Source organism: Flavobacterium johnsoniae, from assembly GCF_001879205.1.
GTDB classification, from domain to species: domain Bacteria; phylum Bacteroidota; class Bacteroidia; order Flavobacteriales; family Flavobacteriaceae; genus Flavobacterium; species Flavobacterium johnsoniae_A.
The window spans coordinates 410,221-431,216 of record NZ_MLFK01000006.1 but is presented as its reverse complement, the minus strand read 5'-3'; the positions used below and the strand labels follow the sequence as shown (position 1 = coordinate 431,216).

Annotated in this window: 14 protein-coding genes; 11 read left to right on the top strand and 3 right to left on the bottom strand. The window is 34.7% G+C overall.

From position 1 onward, the window contains the following. The first annotated feature begins 1 nt into the window (after position 1). A complete protein-coding gene (locus BKM63_RS11090; RefSeq protein WP_071636647.1) occupies positions 2-3,541 on the top strand; it encodes an ABC transporter permease/M1 family aminopeptidase in 3,540 nt (1,179 codons plus the stop codon). A 250-nt stretch (positions 3,542-3,791) separates the two neighbouring features. On the opposite strand, the gene BKM63_RS11085 is transcribed toward BKM63_RS11090, so the two are convergent. Further along, the gene (locus BKM63_RS11085) at positions 3,792-5,024 is read right to left on the bottom strand and encodes a polysaccharide deacetylase family protein (RefSeq protein WP_071636646.1); all 1,233 of its coding nucleotides are present in this window, start codon (positions 5,022-5,024) and stop codon (positions 3,792-3,794) included. A 366-nt stretch (positions 5,025-5,390) separates the two neighbouring features. Here BKM63_RS11085 and BKM63_RS11080 point away from each other — a divergent pair, with 366 nt between their 5' ends. Next, positions 5,391-6,176, top strand: coding sequence for an alpha/beta fold hydrolase (locus BKM63_RS11080; RefSeq protein ID WP_071636645.1), 786 nt, complete (start codon positions 5,391-5,393; stop codon positions 6,174-6,176). Positions 6,177-6,351: 175 nt separating this feature from the next. Here BKM63_RS11080 and BKM63_RS11075 read toward each other — a convergent pair whose 3' ends face one another. Further along, a complete protein-coding gene (locus BKM63_RS11075) occupies positions 6,352-8,325 on the bottom strand; it encodes a sigma 54-interacting response regulator (protein WP_071636644.1) in 1,974 nt (657 codons plus the stop codon). Between the two features lie 207 nt (positions 8,326-8,532). On the opposite strand from BKM63_RS11075, the gene BKM63_RS11070 reads away from it, so the two are divergent. The 5 genes from BKM63_RS11070 (at position 8,533) to kdpA (ending at position 14,973) form a co-directional block, all read left to right on the top strand. Then, positions 8,533-10,974, top strand: coding sequence for a sensor histidine kinase (locus BKM63_RS11070; RefSeq protein ID WP_071636643.1), 2,442 nt, complete (start codon positions 8,533-8,535; stop codon positions 10,972-10,974). Positions 10,975-11,024: 50 nt separating this feature from the next. Beyond that, positions 11,025-12,380, top strand: coding sequence for a sigma-54-dependent transcriptional regulator (locus BKM63_RS11065; protein WP_071636642.1), 1,356 nt, complete (start codon positions 11,025-11,027; stop codon positions 12,378-12,380). A 224-nt stretch (positions 12,381-12,604) separates the two neighbouring features. Next, positions 12,605-12,886 (top strand): DUF7674 family protein, encoded by a 282-nt coding sequence (locus BKM63_RS11060; protein WP_071636641.1) that lies wholly within the window; start codon positions 12,605-12,607, stop codon positions 12,884-12,886. Between the two features lie 186 nt (positions 12,887-13,072). After that, complete coding sequence (kdpF, locus tag BKM63_RS11055; RefSeq protein ID WP_071636750.1) at positions 13,073-13,150, top strand: K(+)-transporting ATPase subunit F; 78 nt, start codon at positions 13,073-13,075, stop codon at positions 13,148-13,150. A 104-nt stretch (positions 13,151-13,254) separates the two neighbouring features. Then, positions 13,255-14,973 (top strand): potassium-transporting ATPase subunit KdpA, encoded by a 1,719-nt coding sequence (gene kdpA, locus BKM63_RS11050; protein ID WP_071636640.1) that lies wholly within the window; start codon positions 13,255-13,257, stop codon positions 14,971-14,973. A gap of 135 nt (positions 14,974-15,108) precedes the next feature. Here kdpA and BKM63_RS11045 read toward each other — a convergent pair whose 3' ends face one another. Further along, entirely contained in the window at positions 15,109-15,468 is a 360-nt protein-coding gene (locus tag BKM63_RS11045) for a four helix bundle protein (RefSeq protein WP_071636639.1), read from the bottom strand. 68 nt (positions 15,469-15,536) lie between these two features. Between BKM63_RS11045 and kdpB the strand changes: the two genes are divergently transcribed. From kdpB to BKM63_RS11025, 4 genes are all read left to right on the top strand, one after another. Next, on the top strand, positions 15,537-17,594 hold the full coding sequence (kdpB, locus tag BKM63_RS11040) for a potassium-transporting ATPase subunit KdpB (protein ID WP_071636638.1): 2,058 nt from the start codon (positions 15,537-15,539) through the stop codon (positions 17,592-17,594). 162 nt (positions 17,595-17,756) lie between these two features. Next, positions 17,757-18,308, top strand: a complete 552-nt coding sequence (locus BKM63_RS11035; RefSeq protein WP_071636637.1) for a K(+)-transporting ATPase subunit C — start codon at positions 17,757-17,759, stop codon at positions 18,306-18,308. 360 nt (positions 18,309-18,668) lie between these two features. Continuing rightward, positions 18,669-19,748, top strand: a complete 1,080-nt coding sequence (locus BKM63_RS11030) for a porin (protein WP_071636636.1) — start codon at positions 18,669-18,671, stop codon at positions 19,746-19,748. Between the two features lie 83 nt (positions 19,749-19,831). After that, a complete protein-coding gene (locus tag BKM63_RS11025) occupies positions 19,832-20,956 on the top strand; it encodes a universal stress protein (RefSeq protein WP_071636749.1) in 1,125 nt (374 codons plus the stop codon). Positions 20,957-20,996: the final 40 nt, after the last annotated feature.

The window sequence follows — 20,996 nt, the reverse complement described above, 5'->3', positions numbered from 1 at the left end:
TATGTTTTCTAAATTAATTCAATTTGAATGGCATAACAATACCAGAAGCTGGACTTTTTATGCCACATTTATTATTTATCTGATTCTAGGATTTTTTGTGAGTGCGTTTGCGAACTTCTCTTTTTCGGACGCTCACAAAAACAGTCCGTATGTTTTAACTTATGCGATTGGCCTGATTTCGTTAATGACGATATTCTCGATAACGCTTCAGGTGGCACAGAGTTTTTTAAAGGAATATGAAACGAAATTCGATTCGATTATTTTCTCCTCTCCTATTTCTAAGTTTCATTATTTAGCTCCAAAATTTATTACAGCATTTATAATCGCCGTAGTTTCTTTTGGAATGTTTATCGTCGGAATGATCGCTGGACACCAAATGTCCTGGCTTCCTAAAACTGAAATTGGTCCTTTTGAAATTATAAATTATTTGTGGCCGTATTTCGTAATTGTAATTCCGAATATTTTCTTGTGCCTTTCTATCTTGACTGCTTTGGCCTGGCTTACCCGAAGTAAACTCTTAATTTATGTTGGCGGATTATTAATTTACATCTTATATATAGCAGGTTCGATTTTTTCGAATTCGCCCTTATTTGCAAATGCTTCTCCGTCTTCGGCGAAAGCCATGTCTTTGGCAGCAAAAATAGATCCGTTTGGTTTGGCAGCGTTTTTAGAACAAACGAGATATTGGACTTCAATTGAAAAAAACAGCCGCCTGGTTTCACTTTCTGGCAACTTTTTATTCAATAGAATACTGTGGATTTCTGTTTCTCTCCTTTTACTTTTTGTTTCGTATAAATTGTTTTCATTCCGAAAAACCAAAACCAAAAAGGTAAAAACATCTAAAGTTATTCAAAAAGAAACAAAAGTATTGTCAGCAGCAATTGCTAAAAACATCGAAATCAAATCTTTCAGTCATAATTTGGCTGTCTTTAAAAGCAATTTAAAACTGGATATTTATTTAATTCTGAAAGGAATTCCGTTTTTACTGATCGTTCTTTTATTTTCTGGATTATTAATGATTGAGATTTCAGATGAAATTGACGGCGGCATCCGCTTGTCCGAAAAAATTACCGATACTGCTTTAATGATTTCCACAATAATGGATCGCCTGCCTTTTATTCTGATCTTGATTCTTCTTTTTTACAGCAGTGAATTATTAAACCGAAGCGAAAATTCGAGATTTGAAATGCTTGAAAATAGCGCGCCTTTTTCTCCATTTGTTGTTTTACTGTCAAAATTGACGGCTCTTTTTATTATTCCGATGATCATAATTGCGATAAGTATTTTAATTGGATGCGGATTTCAAATTATGAATGCGAATGCTACCATCGAAATTGGTCTTTACTTTTCTTTGTTTTATTTCATTGGGTTTCCGTTGCTCTTAATTTCATTTTTGATCATTGCAATTCAGACTTTCATCAAAAACAAATATATCGGACTTGCAATTTCGGCTTTTGTATGCATTTTATTTTGTACCGGAATTGGAGAGCAATTAGGAATTTCACATCCTCTATTTCGTTTTGGAAATGCCTTCAAAACAGAATATTTTGATTTGAATGGTGTCGGAAAATATACAATTCCATTTCATATTTCGATGTTCTACAATTTCGGATTGGCATTAATCCTTTTGACCCTGACTGGAATTTTATGGAAAAGAAATGCTTCAATCCTAAAAACTTTTCGCAGAAATTCATTTAATGGTATCCAAAAAGCAATTTTAGGATTCGGAATGATTCTTTTTATTGGCTTTGGAAGTTATCTTTTTTACAAAACCAATATTGAATATCCATATTTGACCGAAGACGATCAGAATAATTGGAGCGAGAAATATGAAGCTCAATTTAAAAAATATATAAATCTTGCCCAGCCCACGATTGTTTCGGTAAAAAGTAAAGTCGATTTATATCCCGAAGAAAACCGCTATGAAGTAAAAGGCACTTATGAATTAATCAATAATTCTGAAAAACCAATTGATAGTTTACTCCTATATATAGATCGAAATTCAAAGCTGACTTCCGTTGAGATTCCGAATTCTAAAAAATTAGATGATGTTGCTGCTTTTCATCATTATTGGTATCGATTAGAAAAACCTTTACAACCAGAGCAAAAAATGAAAATGAATTTTTCTTTTGAATCTTCCTGGTCACCTTTTAAAGGACATACAGCTTTTAATTCTATCATCGAAAATGGTTCTTTTATGCGAATGAGCCGTTACTTTCCGCTTTTTGGTTATCAGGAATCGAATGAAATCAGCAGTAAAAAAGAGCGTGCAAAAAGACATTTGAAACCGCAGACGCCTCTTAAAAAGTTGGAAGATAAATCGGAAACTAAATATGATTTTGTTGATTATGATGCTGTGGTTTCGACCTCAAAAAATCAAACTGCCATTGGTGTTGGAGATTTAATTGGAAATTGGAAAAAAGACAACCGTAATTATTTTCATTATAAATCTAATGGAAAAATTCCGTTTCGGTTTGCTTTTTCTTCTGCCGAATATCAAATTCAAAAAACAAATTATAAAGGGGTTTCTATTGAAGTTTTTTATGATAAAAGACATTCCAGAAACATCAAAAAACTAATTCAGGATGTAAAAAACACTTTAGATTACTGCCAAAATAACTTTGGTAAATATCCTTATAAAGCGATTCGCTATGCCGAAGTTTCTGCTTTCGCTGATGGGTTTGCGGCGACTTCGTATCCATCGACTGTTTTTATGAAAGAGAATTTCGGTTTTTACAGCGATCTCAAAAACAAAGATAAAGAAGACGTCATCAATCAATTAACAGCTCACGAATTGTCGCACGAATGGTGGGGAAATGCACAGATAAGTCCGGAACAGAAAGAAGGAAGCTGGATTTTGACCGAAACTTTGGCGCAATACACAGAATTGATGCTTTATGAAAAGGAACATGGTTTGGAAAAAGCACTCGAAACTTTAAAAATCCATCTGGATTTATATTTGAGCAGCCGAAGTTACGATCCTGAAACGCCTTTATACAAAACAAATTACGACACGCCGCATTTACCTTATGATAAAGGAATGCTGGTCATGCATCAGCTTCGGATTTTAATTGGTGAAGAAAAGGTAAACCTGGCTTTGAAAAATTTTCTAAATCATTTTAAATATCCCAATCCGTTTCCTGATTCTGAGGATTTATTAAAAGAGATTTATGCCGTAACGGATAAAAAACTATATCCAAAATTAGATGAAATGTTTAAGCAGATTATCACCTATTCTTCAAAAATAGAATCGGTTTCAAGTATTAAAAAGAATGGTTTTTATGAGGTTTCTTTTAAAGCGGTTTCTAAAAAATTCAGAGAAAATGCAACTGGAGAACGAAAATCAATTCCAAACGACAGTACAATAGATGTTGGCATTTATGATGAAAACGGAAAATTGTTTCTTTATCCTTTCGCTATCAAAAACAATACAATTGAAGGCAAAATCAAACTCAGAACAAAACCTCAACGTATTGTTATTGATCCTTATTTAATGAATATCGATACTTTTATAAAAGATAACGAAAAGGAAGTTGATTAGTTTTTTTTGCCACGAATTTCACGAATTTCCACGAATTTTTATTTTTAGTTTTCGCAAATGCTCAAAATACAGCTCACGATTTCAACCACGGGAAAAGTTACGAATGGGGTGTAATTACATATTGTGTGCCCGTGGTTGAAACCACGGGCTATGTTTAAAATAAAAACCAGTAAAAAAAATAGGAATTAGAGAAATTCGTGAATTCGTGGCAAAAAAAATCTTTTAATCCTTTAATCTCTGGCTAAAACTTTTATTTCAATTGAATTAAAATCTGTTTGTGAGTTGTTTTTCCGTCGTCTTTAATTTTTAAATCTTTACTTGATTCTATTTCAAATTTTGAAGAAGTATCGATTACTAATGAAATATCGCGATGTTTAAATGTTTCTGGAATTTCAGGCAATTCAATCGTAACTTCAACTTCTTTATTTTTCTGTTTGTAATCGACTTTTATTCTGTCTCTTAACCAAATATATTCGTAAACTTCCTGCCACGGCGCCATCCAAATTGTATCACTTCCTTTTACGCCGTATTTATCTGCAAGGGTTGTCATATAATATTTAAAATCTGGAAAACGCATGCTTAAATTCCATAGATTTCCATTTCCTGTTCCGTGTGTGAATTCATTAAACCAAACGGGATCTGACTGTTTAACAATTGAATCTACTGTTTTTAAATAACGATCCATCGTTTTAAAACTAGTTGAATCTTTTGAACTCTGCACAAAAGTTCTGGCAGAAATCATTTTATCTAAATCGACTTTTGAATCGACTTTAAAAACAGGTCCAACACCTGTATAAGATGCAACAGAAAAAGCCCCATTTGCCAATGCCTCTTTTTCATATTCATGATGATAATCCGGATCTCCTTCTCCGCCTGGCACTACAAAATGCGACATTGTAAAACCAAGATTTTGTTTTATCGAAGCTGTATTTTCGGTTACTTCAGTCAAATAATTTGTACCGTGTTTTGTCGCATGATGAAAACCGTGATTCAAAATATCCCAACCGGCATTATACATTTCTTTAATCTCCGACCAGGAAAGATGCCCTCGGTTTGCCGGTAAATCGCGAACTGCACCACCGTTAACGGCTAAAGCTAATTTAAATGGAATTTTGTTTCCGAATCCGTCTGAATAAAAAAGTCCTTTTGAAGTTGTTCCGTCTCCGCCTTGATCGATTTTCCATTCGTTTTTATCGGGATTGCTGATTTTTCCGCCATTCAATAATGGAAACGCTGTCAAATAAGCCGATCGATATCCATCATCCAGCGTAAAACTATAAGCAAAATGTTTATTGAATTTTAAAGGAGCGGATTTTATTTTGACTTTATTGTCTGATTTCAATTTGATTTTAAAGGAAACAGTTTTCGCTTTTGAGGAATCAATTTTAGTCTTGAATTCATTTGCAGCAAAAAGTGAAACCGAATTAATCAGCAGAACAAAAAGGAATAAAAAGTGTTTTATTCGGGAATGTGGTATTTTCATTTTAAGGTTAGAATTAGAGATTTTAAAGATACATTTTCTTTAAACATAAATTCATGTGATTAATGGAACACAGATAAAACGGATTCACTTCGTGAAAACGCTGATTGACACAGATTTGATTTTTAAATGATAAAGCAGAAATAAAAAAATCCTTTATTATCCGCATTTTCACGAAGTGAATCCTTAAAATCAGCGTCTACAATTAATAATCAAACATTTAAAAAGAATGATATTTCAACACATTAAAAGTATTTAACGAAATATAATAAGTCCCGTAAGGTCAAAACAGCAATAAATGCCTTATAATCAGTACTTCGCAAAAGGGCATGCAGATTGTATTTTAATGTATAACTAAAAAATCCTGCTATGTATCTTTCTAATACAAAAACGATTGTTTTTATTTCGGGAGCTTTTGTGAGTCATTTTTATTGGGAAGAATGGCTCACGTTTTTTAAAGATAAAGGATATAAGGTTGTAGCGCCTCCGTGGCTTCACAAAAATGATTCGGCAGAAAACTTAAGAGATCAAAATCCGTGCGTAAAAATTGGATCGATCTGTTTATTTGACCTTTTGTGTTATTATACAGAAATCATTGAAAAACTTCCTGAGAAACCCATTTTAGTGGGACATTCTTACGGCGGGCTCTTGGTGCAATTGCTGGTTCAGAAAGATTTGGCCGAGGCTGGAATCTGCATTAATCCTTTCCCTCCAAAAGGTTTTACTACTTTAAAGTTTTCATTTTATAAAATCATTTTACGTTTTTCGTGCGCTATTTTTTCTTCTAAAAAAACGTTCATCTTACCATTCGAAAATTGGAAAAATGCATTCTTTAATACTGCAGTAAATGAAGAACAAAAGAATACATACGAAAACTTCATTATTCCAGAATCTAAAAAAGCTCTGCGGAATTTATTTTCAAAAAATGCGAAAATCAATTTCAGGAAAAAACACGTGCCTTTGTTTTTTATTTCTTGTTCTGAAGATCAAATTGTGCCACCAAAATTAGTTCATTGGAATTACAGAAAACATAAAAACATCCATTCTATTACCTGTTACAAAGAATTTAGAACCAGAAATCATTTTGTAATTCTTCAAAGCGAATGGCAGGAAGTTGCTGAAAGCATTACAAAATGGATTGAAAAAGTTACTTAACCTAACAGATGAGGATCATTAAACACATAGAAACATAGATTCTAATATCTTTAAAAGACGTTTCACTTGCATAAATAAACATAGCTGACTATGTGTTAGAAACTAGTTTGTTTTGACTTTCTTTTTAGAATAATTAAATATATGTTTCTATGTGTTAAACATTTAAAACCGTAGATTAACTTATTTCTCTCTTAATTTCCAATTTCTTGATTTTTGAATTTAAGGTTGAAGGATGAATATCCAGGATTTCTGCAGCACCGCCCGCGCCCGAAATTTTTCCATTGCATTTTTTCAGGATATATAAAATGTAATCCCGTTCATTTTCCATAATCGTTTTTATCGAAAATGAATCGGTGTTTTGCTGCGTATGCATTTTTGAAGAAGGCGAAAATTCAATTGTTTTAATGGTATTTCCTTCTGTAAGCAATAATGTGCGCTGTATGAGATGTTCGAGTTCTCTTATATTTCCCGGCCATTCATAATTTGTAATCTGCTGTAAGGCATTATCGGAAAGTATTGGCACTTTTCTGTTCATGCGTTCGCTGTATACTTTAATAAAATGATCTGCTAGTTCCGGAATATCTTCTTTTCGCTTTTTTAATGACGGAACTAAAATTGGAAAAACATGAAGTCTGTAATACAAATCCATTCTAAAACGTCCGGCGGCGACCTCTTCTTCGAGATTTTTATTGGTTGCCGCAATAATTCGAACGTCTATTTTTATGGGCATAAGTCCGCCTACCCTTTCAATTTCGCGCTCCTGCAAAACACGCAGTAATTTTACCTGAAGCTCTAGGGGCATTTCTCCTATTTCATCCAGAAAAATTGTACCGCCGTTTGCCAGTTCAAATTTTCCTATTCGTTTTTCTGATGCTCCGGTAAAAGCTCCTTTTTCATGTCCAAAAAGCAATGACTCGGCCAGGTTTTCAGGAATGGCACCGCAATTTATAATAATCAGTGGTTTGTCTTTTCGCGGTGATAACGCATGAATGCTTTGTGCAATTTTTTCTTTTCCGGTGCCGCTTTCGCCTAAAATTAAAACAGAAGTATCAGACGGCGCTACTTTTTTGATATAATTAAAAACCGTTACCATTTGAGAACTGTTCCCAATTATTCCTTCAAAACCAGATTTTATATTTTCGGCTTTTTCTCTTTTTACCGGAATTTCTTTTGGTTCCAGAATTATGGGTGCCGACGAATAAAAACGGGATATAAATTGTGAAAATATATTTTCTAAATTAGATAATAATTTCAGGTTTTCATTTGAATAAACATTAAAATTCCTGCTGTAAAAAGTAAAACAAAAACGCTGCGTTGCGGCAATAGAAATTGGAAAAACCAAATACGATTTGATTCCGAAATTATGCGAAATAATTCCTTTTATCGGCGCGGCCTGAAAATTATTAATCAACGATTCTTCACTGTAAATAACCGGTTTAATATCAATTTGAGATTTTATATAGGTTTCGTTTAATTCTTTTATAGATAGATCTGCAATCTGCGAAAGCTTTTGTACGCTGATAATTTGGTATTGATCGATGTTTTTTCGGATGATTCCCAGATTCGAATATTGCTCTGCATTTACAAATCCAACTTCTAAATAATCAAAACAAACAAAAGTCTGGATGATTTTGGCAAAAGCCAATAAAGCGTCTTCGAGTTTAAGGTTGGAATTGATTAATTCTGTAATATTGTTTTTCAATTCTAATTGCTGCATTAACTGCGATTCTAAACTGTACTCTTGTCTGTAAAAAGCAATTTCAAGCGTAGTTAAAATATCCTGATCTCTAAACGGTTTTACAATAAATCCGTATGGATGCGTGGTTTTGGCCTGATCTAAAATTCTCTTGCTGGAATTGGCTGAAATAAAAATAAAACCGATATTTTTTTCTTTTAAAATATGTGCCAGATCGATTCCGTTTTTATCTCCTTTGAGCATAATATCCAAAAATACTAAATCCGGCTTTTGTGTCTGAATAACATCCAATGCCTGATCGACAGAACGCACAATCCCGATCACTTTATAATTTGCTTTTTCAAGAATTAACTGCAAATCATGCGCTTCTATAAATTGATCTTCAACAATTAGTATTTGTTTTTGAAAGCCGTTTTTTTCAGATTGGGTGCTGTTTTCAGAGACCGTTCCCATAAATGTAGTATTATTTATATTATAACTCTGTAATTAACTGGCATAAAATTAGTTAAATATCACCATTAAATTCAGTGTTTTGAAAAAATTAAACAATAAAAATCATATTTAATGTGAATTTTCTTGATATTTTTCAAAAAAAACATTTCTCTTTATTTTATATTTGTTTCACCAAAACCAATTCAAAAATCTAATTTTTAACCAATTATGAAACGAATTCTGCCTTTTTCTTTTCTTTTCTTAATTACTTTTTCAACGCTGGCGCAGGTTTCGCCGGCAGTAGCAAAATATAATCTTCCTAAAAAACGATTATTAATACAATCCTGCTCGATGTATTTGTATAATGCCAACCAGGGTGCTATTGATGCAGACAGCGCGGTAGTAGTGGCTTGTAAAGCTTATAAACTGCCGGTTTCGTTAAGCTACAATGAAGGTTTTTATGATGGTACAAAACTAATAGGAAGTGATTTAATTGAAAAAGGAAACATCAATTCTGCCATAAGACTTCTGGCTAAGTCAAATGGAGAAGATAAAATTAAGCTGTTACTTGAATTAGGAAGCTTTTATCTTTTTAAACCCGGCACAAAACCAGAAGATTTAAAAAATGCAAAAACGTATATTGATAAAGCAGTTTCGGCAGGCAGTGAGCTTAAAGAAAAAAGATGGCAGCATCAAAGTTTATTGTTGTTAGGAAAATATTATTATCAGGCCAATAATCCTGCCGAAGGAAAAAAATATTTTTTGCAGGTTATAGAGGAATGCCGAAAACAAAATGATAAAAAAGGTCTTGCCGAAGCTTTAGATGCTTACGGAACGCTCTTATTTAATTTAGATCCCGAGAAAGAAAAAATACTGCAAGAAGCTGTTTCGCTTTATGCCTCTCTAAATCTTGAAGAAAAGAGAATAGAGAATTACATGAAGATTACCACTATTTATTTCTGGGGAGGAAAAGTAAATGAAGCCAAAAAAAGGCTCTACCAAAATTTAGCTGATTTGCGAAAAATTGGTTTTACACATCAGCAATTTGCAGAAACAACTATAACTTTTATTGAATTAGGGCAGCACAATATTCCTACGGCTCTTTACTATGCCTTAAAAAGTGTAAAAAGAATGGAAGCTGAAAAGGATTATACTTTTGGTGATATTTTTTACACACGTCTTGGGGATGTATATAACACTTATGGGCACAACGAAGAAGCGCTCGAATTGTATAAAAAAAGCATTAAAATTGGACAAAAAACTTTAGATACAGGTACTTGGTACAAAAGCTTTTTAAGCGCTGTTGCTGCTTTGTCGATAAAGAAAAAGGACGAAGAAGCTCTTGCATATATTAACACTGTAACCGCTGATTATCCTCCAAAAAGTATTTTTGACAAAATGCTTCTGGCTTATGCAAGAGCCAACTGTTATGGATCATTAAAGAAATATGATTTAGCAGAAAAATATTTTATAGAAATGGATTCTTATGCGCGACAATTAAATGCGCCCGAAACCTTTCGAGAAGTTACTCATTGTTATGCAAGTATGGCCTATTTTTATTCCTTTATAAATAATGCACAAAAGGCTAAATTTTATGCAGATAAAGTTTTTGCACTTTCTAAAATACACAAAAAACCTTATAATTCAGAAATCTTTCAATATTCTTTATACAAAATTGATTCGCTTAATGGAAATTATCTGGGTGCTTTAGAGCATTATAGAAATGTAAAAAAACTTAGTGATTCGACTAGTGGCATCAACAAAAACAAACAAATTGATGAACTAAAAATTGATTATGAAACGGCCTCTAAAGAACAAAAAATAAAACTTTTGAATAAGCAGGATAAATTGCAAAAAAGTGAATTGCAAAAATCAAAACTTTTAAACAGCGTATCGATCTGGAGTTTGATTTTATTGCTGGTTATCATTGCTTTATTGTTTAACCGATACCGTTTAAAACAACGAAATCATGCCAAACTGGAAATCAAGGAAAAAGAAATCAACCAGAAAAATATTAACCTTAAACATTTACTGGATGAGAAAGAATGGCTTTTAAAAGAAATTCATCATCGCGTAAAAAACAATCTGCAAACGGTTATCAGTCTTTTAAATTCGCAATCGGCTTATTTGGAAAATGATATGGCTTTATCGGCAATAAAAAACAGTCAGCACAGGATTCATTCGATGTCATTGATTCATCAAAAATTGTATAATTCTGAGAATATCTCGACAATCAATATGCCCAATTATATTAAAGAACTGGTCGAGTATTTACGAGAATCTTTTTCGCTTGGGCAGAGAATTCGTTTTGAAGTAAAGGTCGATCCGCTGGAATTAGATGTGGCACATGCCGTTCCGCTTGGATTGATTTTGAATGAAGCAATTACGAACTCCATTAAATATGCTTTCCCGGAAGATCGAACCGGAATGATTTATGTAACGCTCGCAACTATAGGCGAGAATAAATATTTGCTGACTATTTCTGATAACGGAATAGGTTTTGATACTGACCTCAGCAATAAAAAAGCAAACTCCTTTGGAATGAGCTTAATAAAAGGTTTAACGGATGATCTTGAAGGAAAATTGACGATGGAAAATAATAACGGAACCATTTTGAAAATTGAATTTTCGCAAGAATTTCCTCTGAATCAAAAAAGGAAAGTGATTTAAAACCTAAATTTGTACATCAAAATACCAATTCGGTTTTAGCTTATCTGCAAATGACACACAAAATTTTAATTATAGACGACGAAGAAAAACTGAGAAGTCTGCTGGCACGTATTATAAAATCGGAAGGATTTGACGTTTTTGAAGCTAAAGATTTAAAATCAGGTTTTAAAAAACTCGAACAAATGGATATTGATGTGGTTTTATGTGATGTAAAACTGCCTGACGGAAACGGCGTAGATTTTCTTCAAAACATAAAAGCAAGTTTTCCATTGTCAGAAGTTATTCTGCTAACCGCTTTTGGGAATATCCCAGACGGAGTGCAGGCAATGAAAAATGGTGCTTTCGATTATATTGTAAAAGGCGATGATAATGATAAAATTATTCCGCTTCTTTATAAAGCAGTCGAAAAAGTACAATTGCAGAAAAAAGTACAACAGCTTGAAAAACGTATTAACGATAAATATTCCTTTAATACCATTATCGGAAAATCAAAAGGAATTGAACAAGTAATTGATCTCGCTCAAAAAGTAGCCAAAACAGATTCGACTGTTTTACTTACGGGTGAAACCGGAACCGGAAAAGAAGTTTTTGCACAGGCCATTCATGAAAACAGCAATCGCGTAGGAAAATCGTTTGTGGCCTTAAACTGCAGTACTTTCAGCAAAGAAATCTTAGAAAGCGAACTTTTTGGTCACAAACAAGGTGCTTTTACCGGAGCCCTGAAAGATAAAAAAGGTTTTATTGAAGAAGCCAATGGCGGTACTTTATTTCTGGATGAAATTGGGGAAATGCCAATTGATCTTCAGGCGAAATTATTACGCGTTTTAGAAACTTCCGAATATATTCCGGTTGGCGACACAACTCCGAAAAAATCAAATTTTAGATTAATTGCCGCTACAAACCGAGATTTAAAAACAGAAAGTGATGAACATCGTTTCCGTTCTGATTTGTATTTCCGTTTGAATATCTTCGAAATAAAACTGCCGTCTTTACGAGAAAGAATAAAGGATATTGCCGTTTTGACGCATCATTTTGTCAAACAGTTTTCTGAGAAAACAAACAAAAAAACATTACATATTGCCGATGATTTTCTGCAGAAATTAGAAAATTATTCCTGGCCGGGAAATATCCGTGAACTTAAAAACATCATCGAAAGATCGGTTATTTTGAGTAGCGGTGATACTTTAACTTCGGACGTTCTGCCTTACGAAATGCAGCATCAGGCGGAGAAAACAACTAAATCAATGTCGGCTTTCTCTATGCAGAGCGTTGAAAAACTGCACATACAAAAAGTTTTAAATTATACGAAAGGTAATAAAGCTGAAACGGCTCGATTATTAGAAATTGGAATTGCGACTTTGTACAGAAAATTAGAAGAATATGGGATTGAAAATTCTAAAATTTAAATTCCAACTACAATAACAATGTCAATGACAAATTCAATTTACTAGAGCTTCGGAGCTTCAACAACATATCAAAACGAGAAAAGCTTATCAAAATGATAGGCTTTTTTTATGCCTGATTTTCGGCACACAACTACATTCCTTTTATTTACAACACTTTAGCTGTATCTTGACTTTTTCGGAACATATTTTGGCATAAGGAAGGAGAACATTAAAATTCATTCCAAATGAAAACTCAAGTTACCTCAATCTACAAACAAGCTGAGCGCTTTGCCGAAATCACCAAAAAATCGATTATTTCCGGCAATATCGTAAGAGCTAAGAAATGTCTGGCTCTTGCCGAACGTTTGTTTATAACCGGAAGCATCGAAACAAAAAATGCCATTTCTAATGTGTATGTTTTTTCGGTTTCTTCTTTTATGGAAGTGCGCCATTGCAATATTTCGCACTTATTTCCGCAAACACTTAAAGCGGAATATATCAAGCAGGTTAATGCTTCAGGAGTCTAATTAGTGAAATGTTTTTTGTGAAATGTAAGATGTTCATCACTTTTCACAAAAAACATTTTACTTCTCACATTTCACATTTCACAAATCTAAAATAATCCTATGATCACATTTCTTTTACTCGCATTGGCCGTTGTGCTGTTTGCTATTTGTTTTATCTCAGTTGAATTTTTTGAAAAAATCTAAATCATGACCGCACTATTTATCATTTCAGTCGCCGTTTTCGTGTATTTGGTTTATGTCTTAATCAAACCCGAAAAATTTTAATCTAGTGAAAAGTTATAAGTGAGAAGTTAGATGTTATGCGTCAATCCTGTTTTACAAATTACATCTCACTTTTTACATTTCACATCTCACAAAAAATAAAAAATATGAACACAGAATTATTAGGCGTCATTGGTATTTTTATTCTAACCATTGTTTTAGCGATTCCTTTAGGAAAATATATTGCTAAAGTTTATTTGGGAGATAAAACACTTCTTGACCCGATTTTCAATCCAATTGAAAAATTTATTTTTAAAATCAGCGGTATAAATTCCACTGAAGAAATGAACTGGAAACAACACTTAAAAGCCCTTTTAAGTATTAATATGGTTTGGTTCTTTCTTTGCTTTTTTGTCTTATTGTTTCAGGGTTCTCTGCCTCTTAATCCGGACAACAACCCTTCTATGACGCCAGATTTGGCATTTAATACTGCTATTTCGTTTTTGGTCAATTGTAACTTACAGCATTATTCAGGCGAAAGCGGGGTTTCTTATCTTTCACAAATCGTCTTGATGTTCCTTCAGTTTGTTTCTGCCGGTATCGGAATGGCTGCTGCCGCAATGATTTTCACGGCAATGAAAGAAAGAAGTACAGAAAAATTGGGTAATTTTTATAATTATTTCATCAAAAGCTGTACTCGTATTTTATTACCACTTTCAGCAATTGTAGCTGTTGCACTAGTATTCAGCGGTACTCCAATGACTTTTGAAGGTAAAGATGCTATTACAACGCTGCAAGGCGATCATGTAGAAGTTTCTCGCGGACCAGCAGCTGCTTTTATTGCTATTAAACATATTGGTACAAACGGCGGTGGATTTTTTGGAGCCAACTCAGCACATCCTTTAGAAAACCCAACTTATTTTACGAATGGAGTTGAACTTTGGGCGCAGATGATTATTCCTTTTGCAATGATTTTTGCACTTGGCTTTTTCTTAAACAAAAGAAAACTTTCAAACATTATTTTTGGTGTAATGACAATTGGATTCTTACTTCTGGTTGTTCCAACAGTGATGAGCGAAATCAACGGAAATCCTGCTATCGAAAAAATGGGAATTGCACAAGCGACCGGAGCGATGGAAGGAAAAGAAGTTCGGTTTGGACCCGCAATGTCAGGTTTCTGGAGTATTGCCACAACGGTAATTTCTACAGGTTCTGTCAACAGTATGCACGATAGTTCGATGCCGGTTTCTGGCGCAATGCAATTATTATCGATGATGGTAAATGCCTTTTACGGCGGTTGCGGCGTGGGTATTTTGAACTACTACATTTTCATTATCCTGGCTGTATTCATCTCTGGATTAATGGTGGGTCGAACTCCTGAATTTTTAGGGAAGAAAATCGAAGCACGGGAAGTTAAAATAGCCGCTTTTATCGCTATTCTTCATCCTTTATTAATATTATCAGGAACTGCATTAGCATCTTATTTTACTGCACACGATACCGCAATGGGTTATTGGTTCAGCGGTAACGCAACAGGCTGGTTAAACAATCCTGGAAATCACGGATTCTCAGAAATGTTATATGAATATACTTCGAGCGCGGCCAATAACGGTTCTGGTTTTGAAGGTTTAGGAGATAACAATCCGTTTTGGAATATCACAACAGGAATTGTGTTATTGTTAAGCCGTTTTATTCCAATCATTGGGCCGTTGGCAATTGCTGGTTTACTGGCAGGTAAAAAATATATCCCAGAAAGTGCAGGAACTTTAAAAACAGATACTTCAATTTTCGGAATCATGACTTTTGCCGTAATCGCAATTATCGCTGCTTTATCTTTCTTCCCAGCTTTGGCTTTAGGTCCATTGGCGGAATTCTTTGGAATGTAAAATGTGAAAAAGTGAAATGTGAAATGTAAGATGTGAAAAAGTAAGACCCAAACTCAAACAACAGCTTACATCTAACAACTCACAACTCACACCTTACACCTTACAACTCACATTTTACTTTTTCACAAATAACAATCATACACGCGCTTCAAGATTCTTGATTAATCCATAAATAAGTTTTCCTATGATATCTAATTTTTCAATCAATTGTTCACATTCTTTTTCATTGAGAAAATCTAACTCTTTACTTAATAAAAGTAAAGTGTCAAGCTCTGATAAAGAACCTAATGAAATATGCAAAAAATGGATAAACTCTTTTGTTCCTTTTCTTGCTGCTCCCTCAGCAATATTGATGGGTACGGAAACCGATGCTCTACGGATTTGAGAAGTAATTCCAAACTTTTCCTCAGAAGGGAATTGTCTTGTAGCTAAATAAATTTCTTTAACAAGTTCAAAACTTTTAATCCAAGAATTCAATTTTTTGTGTGGTTTCATATTTCAAATAATTATTTACAAAAGTAGGAATTTTCACATTTTACATCTAACATTTTACACAAAGAAAAATGACAACTAATAAATCCACATCATTGTTTGAAAGCAAGCAGGTAAAAGAAGCCTTAGTGCAGTCTTTTGTCAAGCTGAATCCAAAAATGATGATCAAAAATCCGGTAATGTTTACCGTAGAAATTGGAACAGCCATTATGTTTGCGGTCTGCGTTTCCATATTAATGGGAGCCCAGGATCAAGGCAGTTTCCTCTATAATTTAATTGTGTTCTTGATTTTACTGGCAACGCTTTTATTTGCCAATTTCGCCGAAGCAATTGCCGAAGCAAGAGGAAAAGCACAAGCTGATAGTTTACGCAAAACTCGTGAAGAAACTCCGGCAAGACAGATTCTGCCAAATGGAGAAATCCGAAACATTAGTTCATCAGCATTAAAAAAAGATGATATTTTCGTTTGCGAAGCAGGCGATTTAATTGCTGCTGATGGTGAAATTATCGAGGGTCTGGCTACGATCGACGAAAGTGCCATTACCGGAGAAAGTGCTCCTGTAATTCGGGAAGCAGGCGGAGATAAATCATCTGTAACCGGAGGAACAAAAGTATTATCAGATAAAATTAAGGTAAAAGTAACATCTGAACCAGGCGAAAGCTTTTTGGATAAAATGATTGCTTTGGTTGAAGGTGCGAGCCGTCAGAAAACACCAAACGAAATTGCCTTAACCATTTTATTAGCCGCATTTACCTTAATCTTCGTGATTGTGTGCGTTACGCTAAAACCGTTTGCCGACTATGCCAACGCACCCATCACGATTGCGGCTTTCATTGCTTTGTTTGTATGTTTAATTCCAACCACGATTGGAGGATTGCTTTCTGCGATTGGTATTGCGGGAATGGACAGAGCGCTTCGTGCCAACGTAATTACAAAATCCGGAAAAGCGGTTGAAACTGCCGGAGATATTGATGTACTGCTTTTGGATAAAACCGGAACCATCACGATTGGAAACAGAAAAGCAACCAATTTTTATCCAACAAAAGGAATTTCTTTTGATGACTTTGTAAAATCAGCTGTTTTGAGTTCGCTTGCAGATGATACTCCTGAAGGGAAAAGTATTCTCGAGTTAGGTAAAATCTTAGATGTAAATAGTAAAATGCAATCAGACATTTCACTTCTTACAGAAAACATCTCACACAGTATAAAATTTACCGCTGAAACAAGAACTTCTGGAGTAGTATTAAAAGACGGAACCAATATTAGAAAAGGCGCACAGGATGCTGCAAAAAATATTGCACAGCAAGCCGGAAATGCTTTCCCCGAAGATACTGCACAGCAAGTTATTACGATTTCATCTAATGGAGGAACACCATTGGTAGTAATTAAAAACAATGAAGTTCAAGGTGTTATCGAACTTCAGGATATTATAAAAACCGGAATGAAAGAGCGTTTTGAGCGTTTGCGCAGAATGGGAATCAAAACGGTTATGGTAACGGGAGACAATCCACTTACGGCCAAATTTATTGCCGAAGCTGCAGGAGTTGATGATTTTATTGCCGAGGCTAAACCTGAGGATAAAATGAATTATATCCGAAAAGAACAGGCTGAAGGAAGACTCGTTGCCATGATGGGTGACGGAACAAATGATGCTCCTGCCCTTGCCCAAGCCAATGTTGGAGTTGCCATGAACAGCGGTACTCAAGCTGCAAAAGAAGCCGGAAACATGGTCGATCTTGACAATGACCCAACGAAACTAATTGAGATTGTTGAAATTGGAAAACAGCTTTTAATGACTCGAGGCACTTTAACTACTTTTTCTATTGCAAATGACGTTGCGAAATATTTTGCTATTGTTCCTGCTCTTTTTATTACTGCGATTCCTGCGCTGCAAGGTTTGAATATTATGCATTTGCATAGTCCCGAAAGTGCGATTTTATCGGCTGTAATTTTCAACGCGGTTATTATTCCAATTTTGATTCCGCTTGCGCTGAAAGGTGTTGATTATCGTCCAATTGGAGCCAGTGCGATCTTAAAAAGAAATCTTTTGATTTATGGTTTAGGCGGTCTAATTGTTCCTTTCATCGGAATTAAAGTTATTGATTTGCTAGTCTCTTTATTTATGTAAGGTTCTGAGATGCTAAGACTCTAAGATGCTAAGTTTTCTTTTTAGAGTCGTAAAACCGAAGAACTTTAAAAACTCAATTAAAAACACAGACTATAGATTATTAAGCTTTCAAGAAAAAACCTTAGAACCTTAGCAACTTAGTCTCTTAGAATCTCAAAAAGAATGAAAAATCTATTTTCACTATTAAAACTTACCGTATTTACTTTGATTTTATTTGCGGTTATTTATCCTCTTGCGATTTACGGAATCGCACAAATTGCTCCAAATCAAGGAAAAGGAGAAACGATTTCGGTTAACGGAAAAGTGGTTGGTTACCAAAAAATTGGTCAGAAATTCGATAAGTCGAATTATTTCTGGGGAAGACCTTCTGCCGTTGATTATAACGCTGCCGGAAGTGCCGGAAGTAACAAAGGTCCAAGCAATGCTGATTATTTGGCTTTGGTTCAAAAAAGAATTGATACGCTTTTATTGGTTCATCCGTATTTGAAAAAATCTGATATTCCGGCTGATATGGTTACGGCTTCGGGAAGTGGTTTAGATCCGAATGTATCTCCTCAAGGCGCTTTGATTCAGGTAAAACGAATTGCCAAAGAAAGAAAACTGGACGAAACAAAAGTAAAAGCTTTGGTTGAATCTAAAATTAATACTGCCGTTGTTGGTCCGGAAACAGTTAATGTTTTGGAATTGAATGTGGCTTTAGACCAATTAAAGTAATCCGTTTTTAAACCCGACAGGTTTTCAAAACCTGTCGGGTTTGACAAAGTAATTTCGTCATTTTTGTCATCCCGAGGAACGAGGGATCTCCGCGAGTAACTCTACAAAGATTGGCGATTCACTTTACGGAGCTACTTACGGAGATTTCTCTCCCGAAGCCTCGGGATCGAAATGACAAACTAAGCGATAAAAACTAAACTTAAAATTAAATACCTACAAGGTTTTGTCCCGAAGCTTCGGGATTGCAGGAAACGAAAATGCCTTTTTTACCCCAAATGCCCTAGCCCCGATAGTCCCGAAGCTTCGGGAGCGGGATTAGCTCCTAAAAAATCTACAAATAAATAATTGAATACCACAAAAATGAAAAAAATAATACTTACTGCTTTAATCGCTTTTGGTTTTAGCAACTTACACGCACAAGAAGAATCAAAAAGTCCGTTTACGTTTTCAGGATATGTAGACGCTTATTACAGCTATGATTTCGGGAAACCGGAAGATCATACACGGCCAAACTTTTTTTATAGTTACAATAAAAGCAACGAGGTAAACCTGAATTTGGGTATGGCAAAAGTGAATTATTCGAAAGAAAATATTCGGGGGAATTTTGCCTTGATGGCGGGAACGTATGCCGAATATAATATGGCTGCCGAACAGGGTTTGTTGAAAAATGTTTACGAAGCAAATGTAGGTGTAAAGATTTCATCGACTCATAATTTATGGATTGATGCAGGGATTATGCCGTCGCATATTGGCTTTGAAAGCGCCATTGGCAAAGACTGCCAGACTTTAACGAGAAGTATTATGGCTGAGAATTCTCCTTATTATGAAACAGGAGTGAAAATTGGTTATACCTCAGAATCTGGAGAATGGTATTTGGCGGGAATGTACTTAAACGGCTGGCAGAGAATTGAGAAAGTAAAAGGCAACCAGACACCTGCTTTTGGGACTCAGGTTACCTACAAACCGTCTGATAAAGTTGTTTTGAACTGGAGCACGTATGTGGGGAATGAACAGCCGGATATTGACAAAAAATGGCGTTATTTTAATAATTTCTACGGACAATTTAAAGTAACGGAGAAAACAAACGTAACGGCTGGTTTTGATGTTGGATCACAGCAATCGGCTAAAAACAGTAACAAATATGATACTTGGTTTTCGCCAGTTTTGATTCTGCAATACAAACCAACAGATAAAATTCAGCTTGCAGCACGCTGTGAATATTACAGCGATGAAAAAGGTGTAATTATCGCAACTGAAACGCCAAATGGTTTTAAAACTTACGGATTTTCAGCTAACTTTGATTACTTAATTACTGATAATGTTATGTTTAGAATTGAAGCAAGAAATCTTTCAAGCAAAGATGAAATCTTCACCAATAAAGATAATCTCCCGACGGATACGAATACGTTTGTAACGAGTTCGCTGGCGATTTCATTTTAGCTTTAGGCTATAGGCTTTAAGCAGTAAGCTTTTTAAAAGTTATACTGCCTAAAGCCTAAAGCTTATTGCTTAAAGCAAAAATCATGGAAAACGAAAATAATAACGCACAGCACTTTCTCGATTTAATTCAGAAATCAAGAAAAGGGAAGTTTAAAATCTACATTGGAATGAGCGCCGGTGTGGGCAAAACTTTTCGTATGCTTCAGGAAGCGCATTCGTTATTGAAAAACGGAATCGATGTAAAAATTGGCTACATCGAAACGCACATGCGAAAGGAAACGCATGAATTATTGGCGGGTTTGCCGATAATTCCGAGACGGACCATTTTTTATAAAGGAAAAGAATTGGAAGAACTCGACGTTCAGGCTATAATAAATCTTCGTCCAGAAGTGGTTATTGTAGATGAACTGGCACACACAAACATTGAAGGAAGCAAAAATGAAAAACGCTGGCAGGATGTCTTAGAAATTCTGGAAGCTGGAATAAATGTAATTTCAGCAGTTAATATTCAGCATATTGAAAGTTTGAATGAAGACGTAAAGCGCATTACAAACATTGATGTTCAGGAAAGAATTCCAGATAATGTTCTTCGATTGGCAGATGAGGTGGTCAATATCGATTTAACATCGGAAGATTTGATTGCGCGTTTGAAAGAAGGAAAAATTTATACTCCGGATAAAATTCAGACTGCTTTGACGAACTTTTTTAAATCGGAACAAATTCTTCAACTTCGAGAACTGGCTTTGAAAGAAGTAGCGAGTCAAGTCGTTCGAAAAGTTGAGAATGAAGTTCCGAATCTTCATGCTTTGCGACATGAAAAATTGCTGGCCTGTATAAGCAGTAATGATAAAACGGCTAAAATTGTCATTAGAAAAGCAGCACGGCTGGCCAGTTATTACAACGGATCGTGGTATGTTTTGTACGTAGAAACACCACAGGAAAGCAGTACCAAAATTGCTTTAGACAAACAAAGACATTTAATTAATAATTTTAAACTCGCCGTACAATTGGGCGCAGAAGTTATTAAATTAGAAAACAAAAATATTGCCGATGCGATTTTGATTACCGCCGAAGAAAAACAAATTACAACTGTATGTATCGGGAAACCGCATTTGAATTTATTTAAAGTAATTTTGTCTACAACAATTTTCAGGCGTTTGCTAAACAAATTGTCTTTATCAAATGTGGATCTTGTTATATTATCGTGAAATGTTTGATGTAAAATGTGAAATGATCTTTCTGAAATAC

Excerpts from the sequence above, each read along its gene's own strand:
- BKM63_RS11090 (WP_071636647.1), top strand. The coding sequence starts at position 2 with ATGTTTTCTAAATTAATTCAATTTGAATGGCATAACAATACCAGAAGC.
- kdpF (WP_071636750.1), top strand. The coding sequence starts at position 13,073 with ATGACCGCACTATTTATCATTTCAGTCGCCGTTTTCGTGTATTTGGTT.
- BKM63_RS11070 (WP_071636643.1), top strand. The coding sequence starts at position 8,533 with ATGAAACGAATTCTGCCTTTTTCTTTTCTTTTCTTAATTACTTTTTCA.
- BKM63_RS11060 (WP_071636641.1), top strand. The coding sequence starts at position 12,605 with ATGAAAACTCAAGTTACCTCAATCTACAAACAAGCTGAGCGCTTTGCC.
- BKM63_RS11025 (WP_071636749.1), top strand. The coding sequence starts at position 19,832 with ATGGAAAACGAAAATAATAACGCACAGCACTTTCTCGATTTAATTCAG.
- BKM63_RS11045 (WP_071636639.1), bottom strand. The coding sequence starts at position 15,468 with ATGAAACCACACAAAAAATTGAATTCTTGGATTAAAAGTTTTGAACTT.
- BKM63_RS11030 (WP_071636636.1), top strand. The coding sequence starts at position 18,669 with ATGAAAAAAATAATACTTACTGCTTTAATCGCTTTTGGTTTTAGCAAC.
- BKM63_RS11075 (WP_071636644.1), bottom strand. The coding sequence starts at position 8,325 with ATGGGAACGGTCTCTGAAAACAGCACCCAATCTGAAAAAAACGGCTTT.
- BKM63_RS11035 (WP_071636637.1), top strand. The coding sequence starts at position 17,757 with ATGAAAAATCTATTTTCACTATTAAAACTTACCGTATTTACTTTGATT.
- BKM63_RS11085 (WP_071636646.1), bottom strand. The coding sequence starts at position 5,024 with ATGAAAATACCACATTCCCGAATAAAACACTTTTTATTCCTTTTTGTT.
- kdpB (WP_071636638.1), top strand. The coding sequence starts at position 15,537 with ATGACAACTAATAAATCCACATCATTGTTTGAAAGCAAGCAGGTAAAA.
- kdpA (WP_071636640.1), top strand. The coding sequence starts at position 13,255 with ATGAACACAGAATTATTAGGCGTCATTGGTATTTTTATTCTAACCATT.
- BKM63_RS11080 (WP_071636645.1), top strand. The coding sequence starts at position 5,391 with ATGTATCTTTCTAATACAAAAACGATTGTTTTTATTTCGGGAGCTTTT.
- BKM63_RS11065 (WP_071636642.1), top strand. The coding sequence starts at position 11,025 with ATGACACACAAAATTTTAATTATAGACGACGAAGAAAAACTGAGAAGT.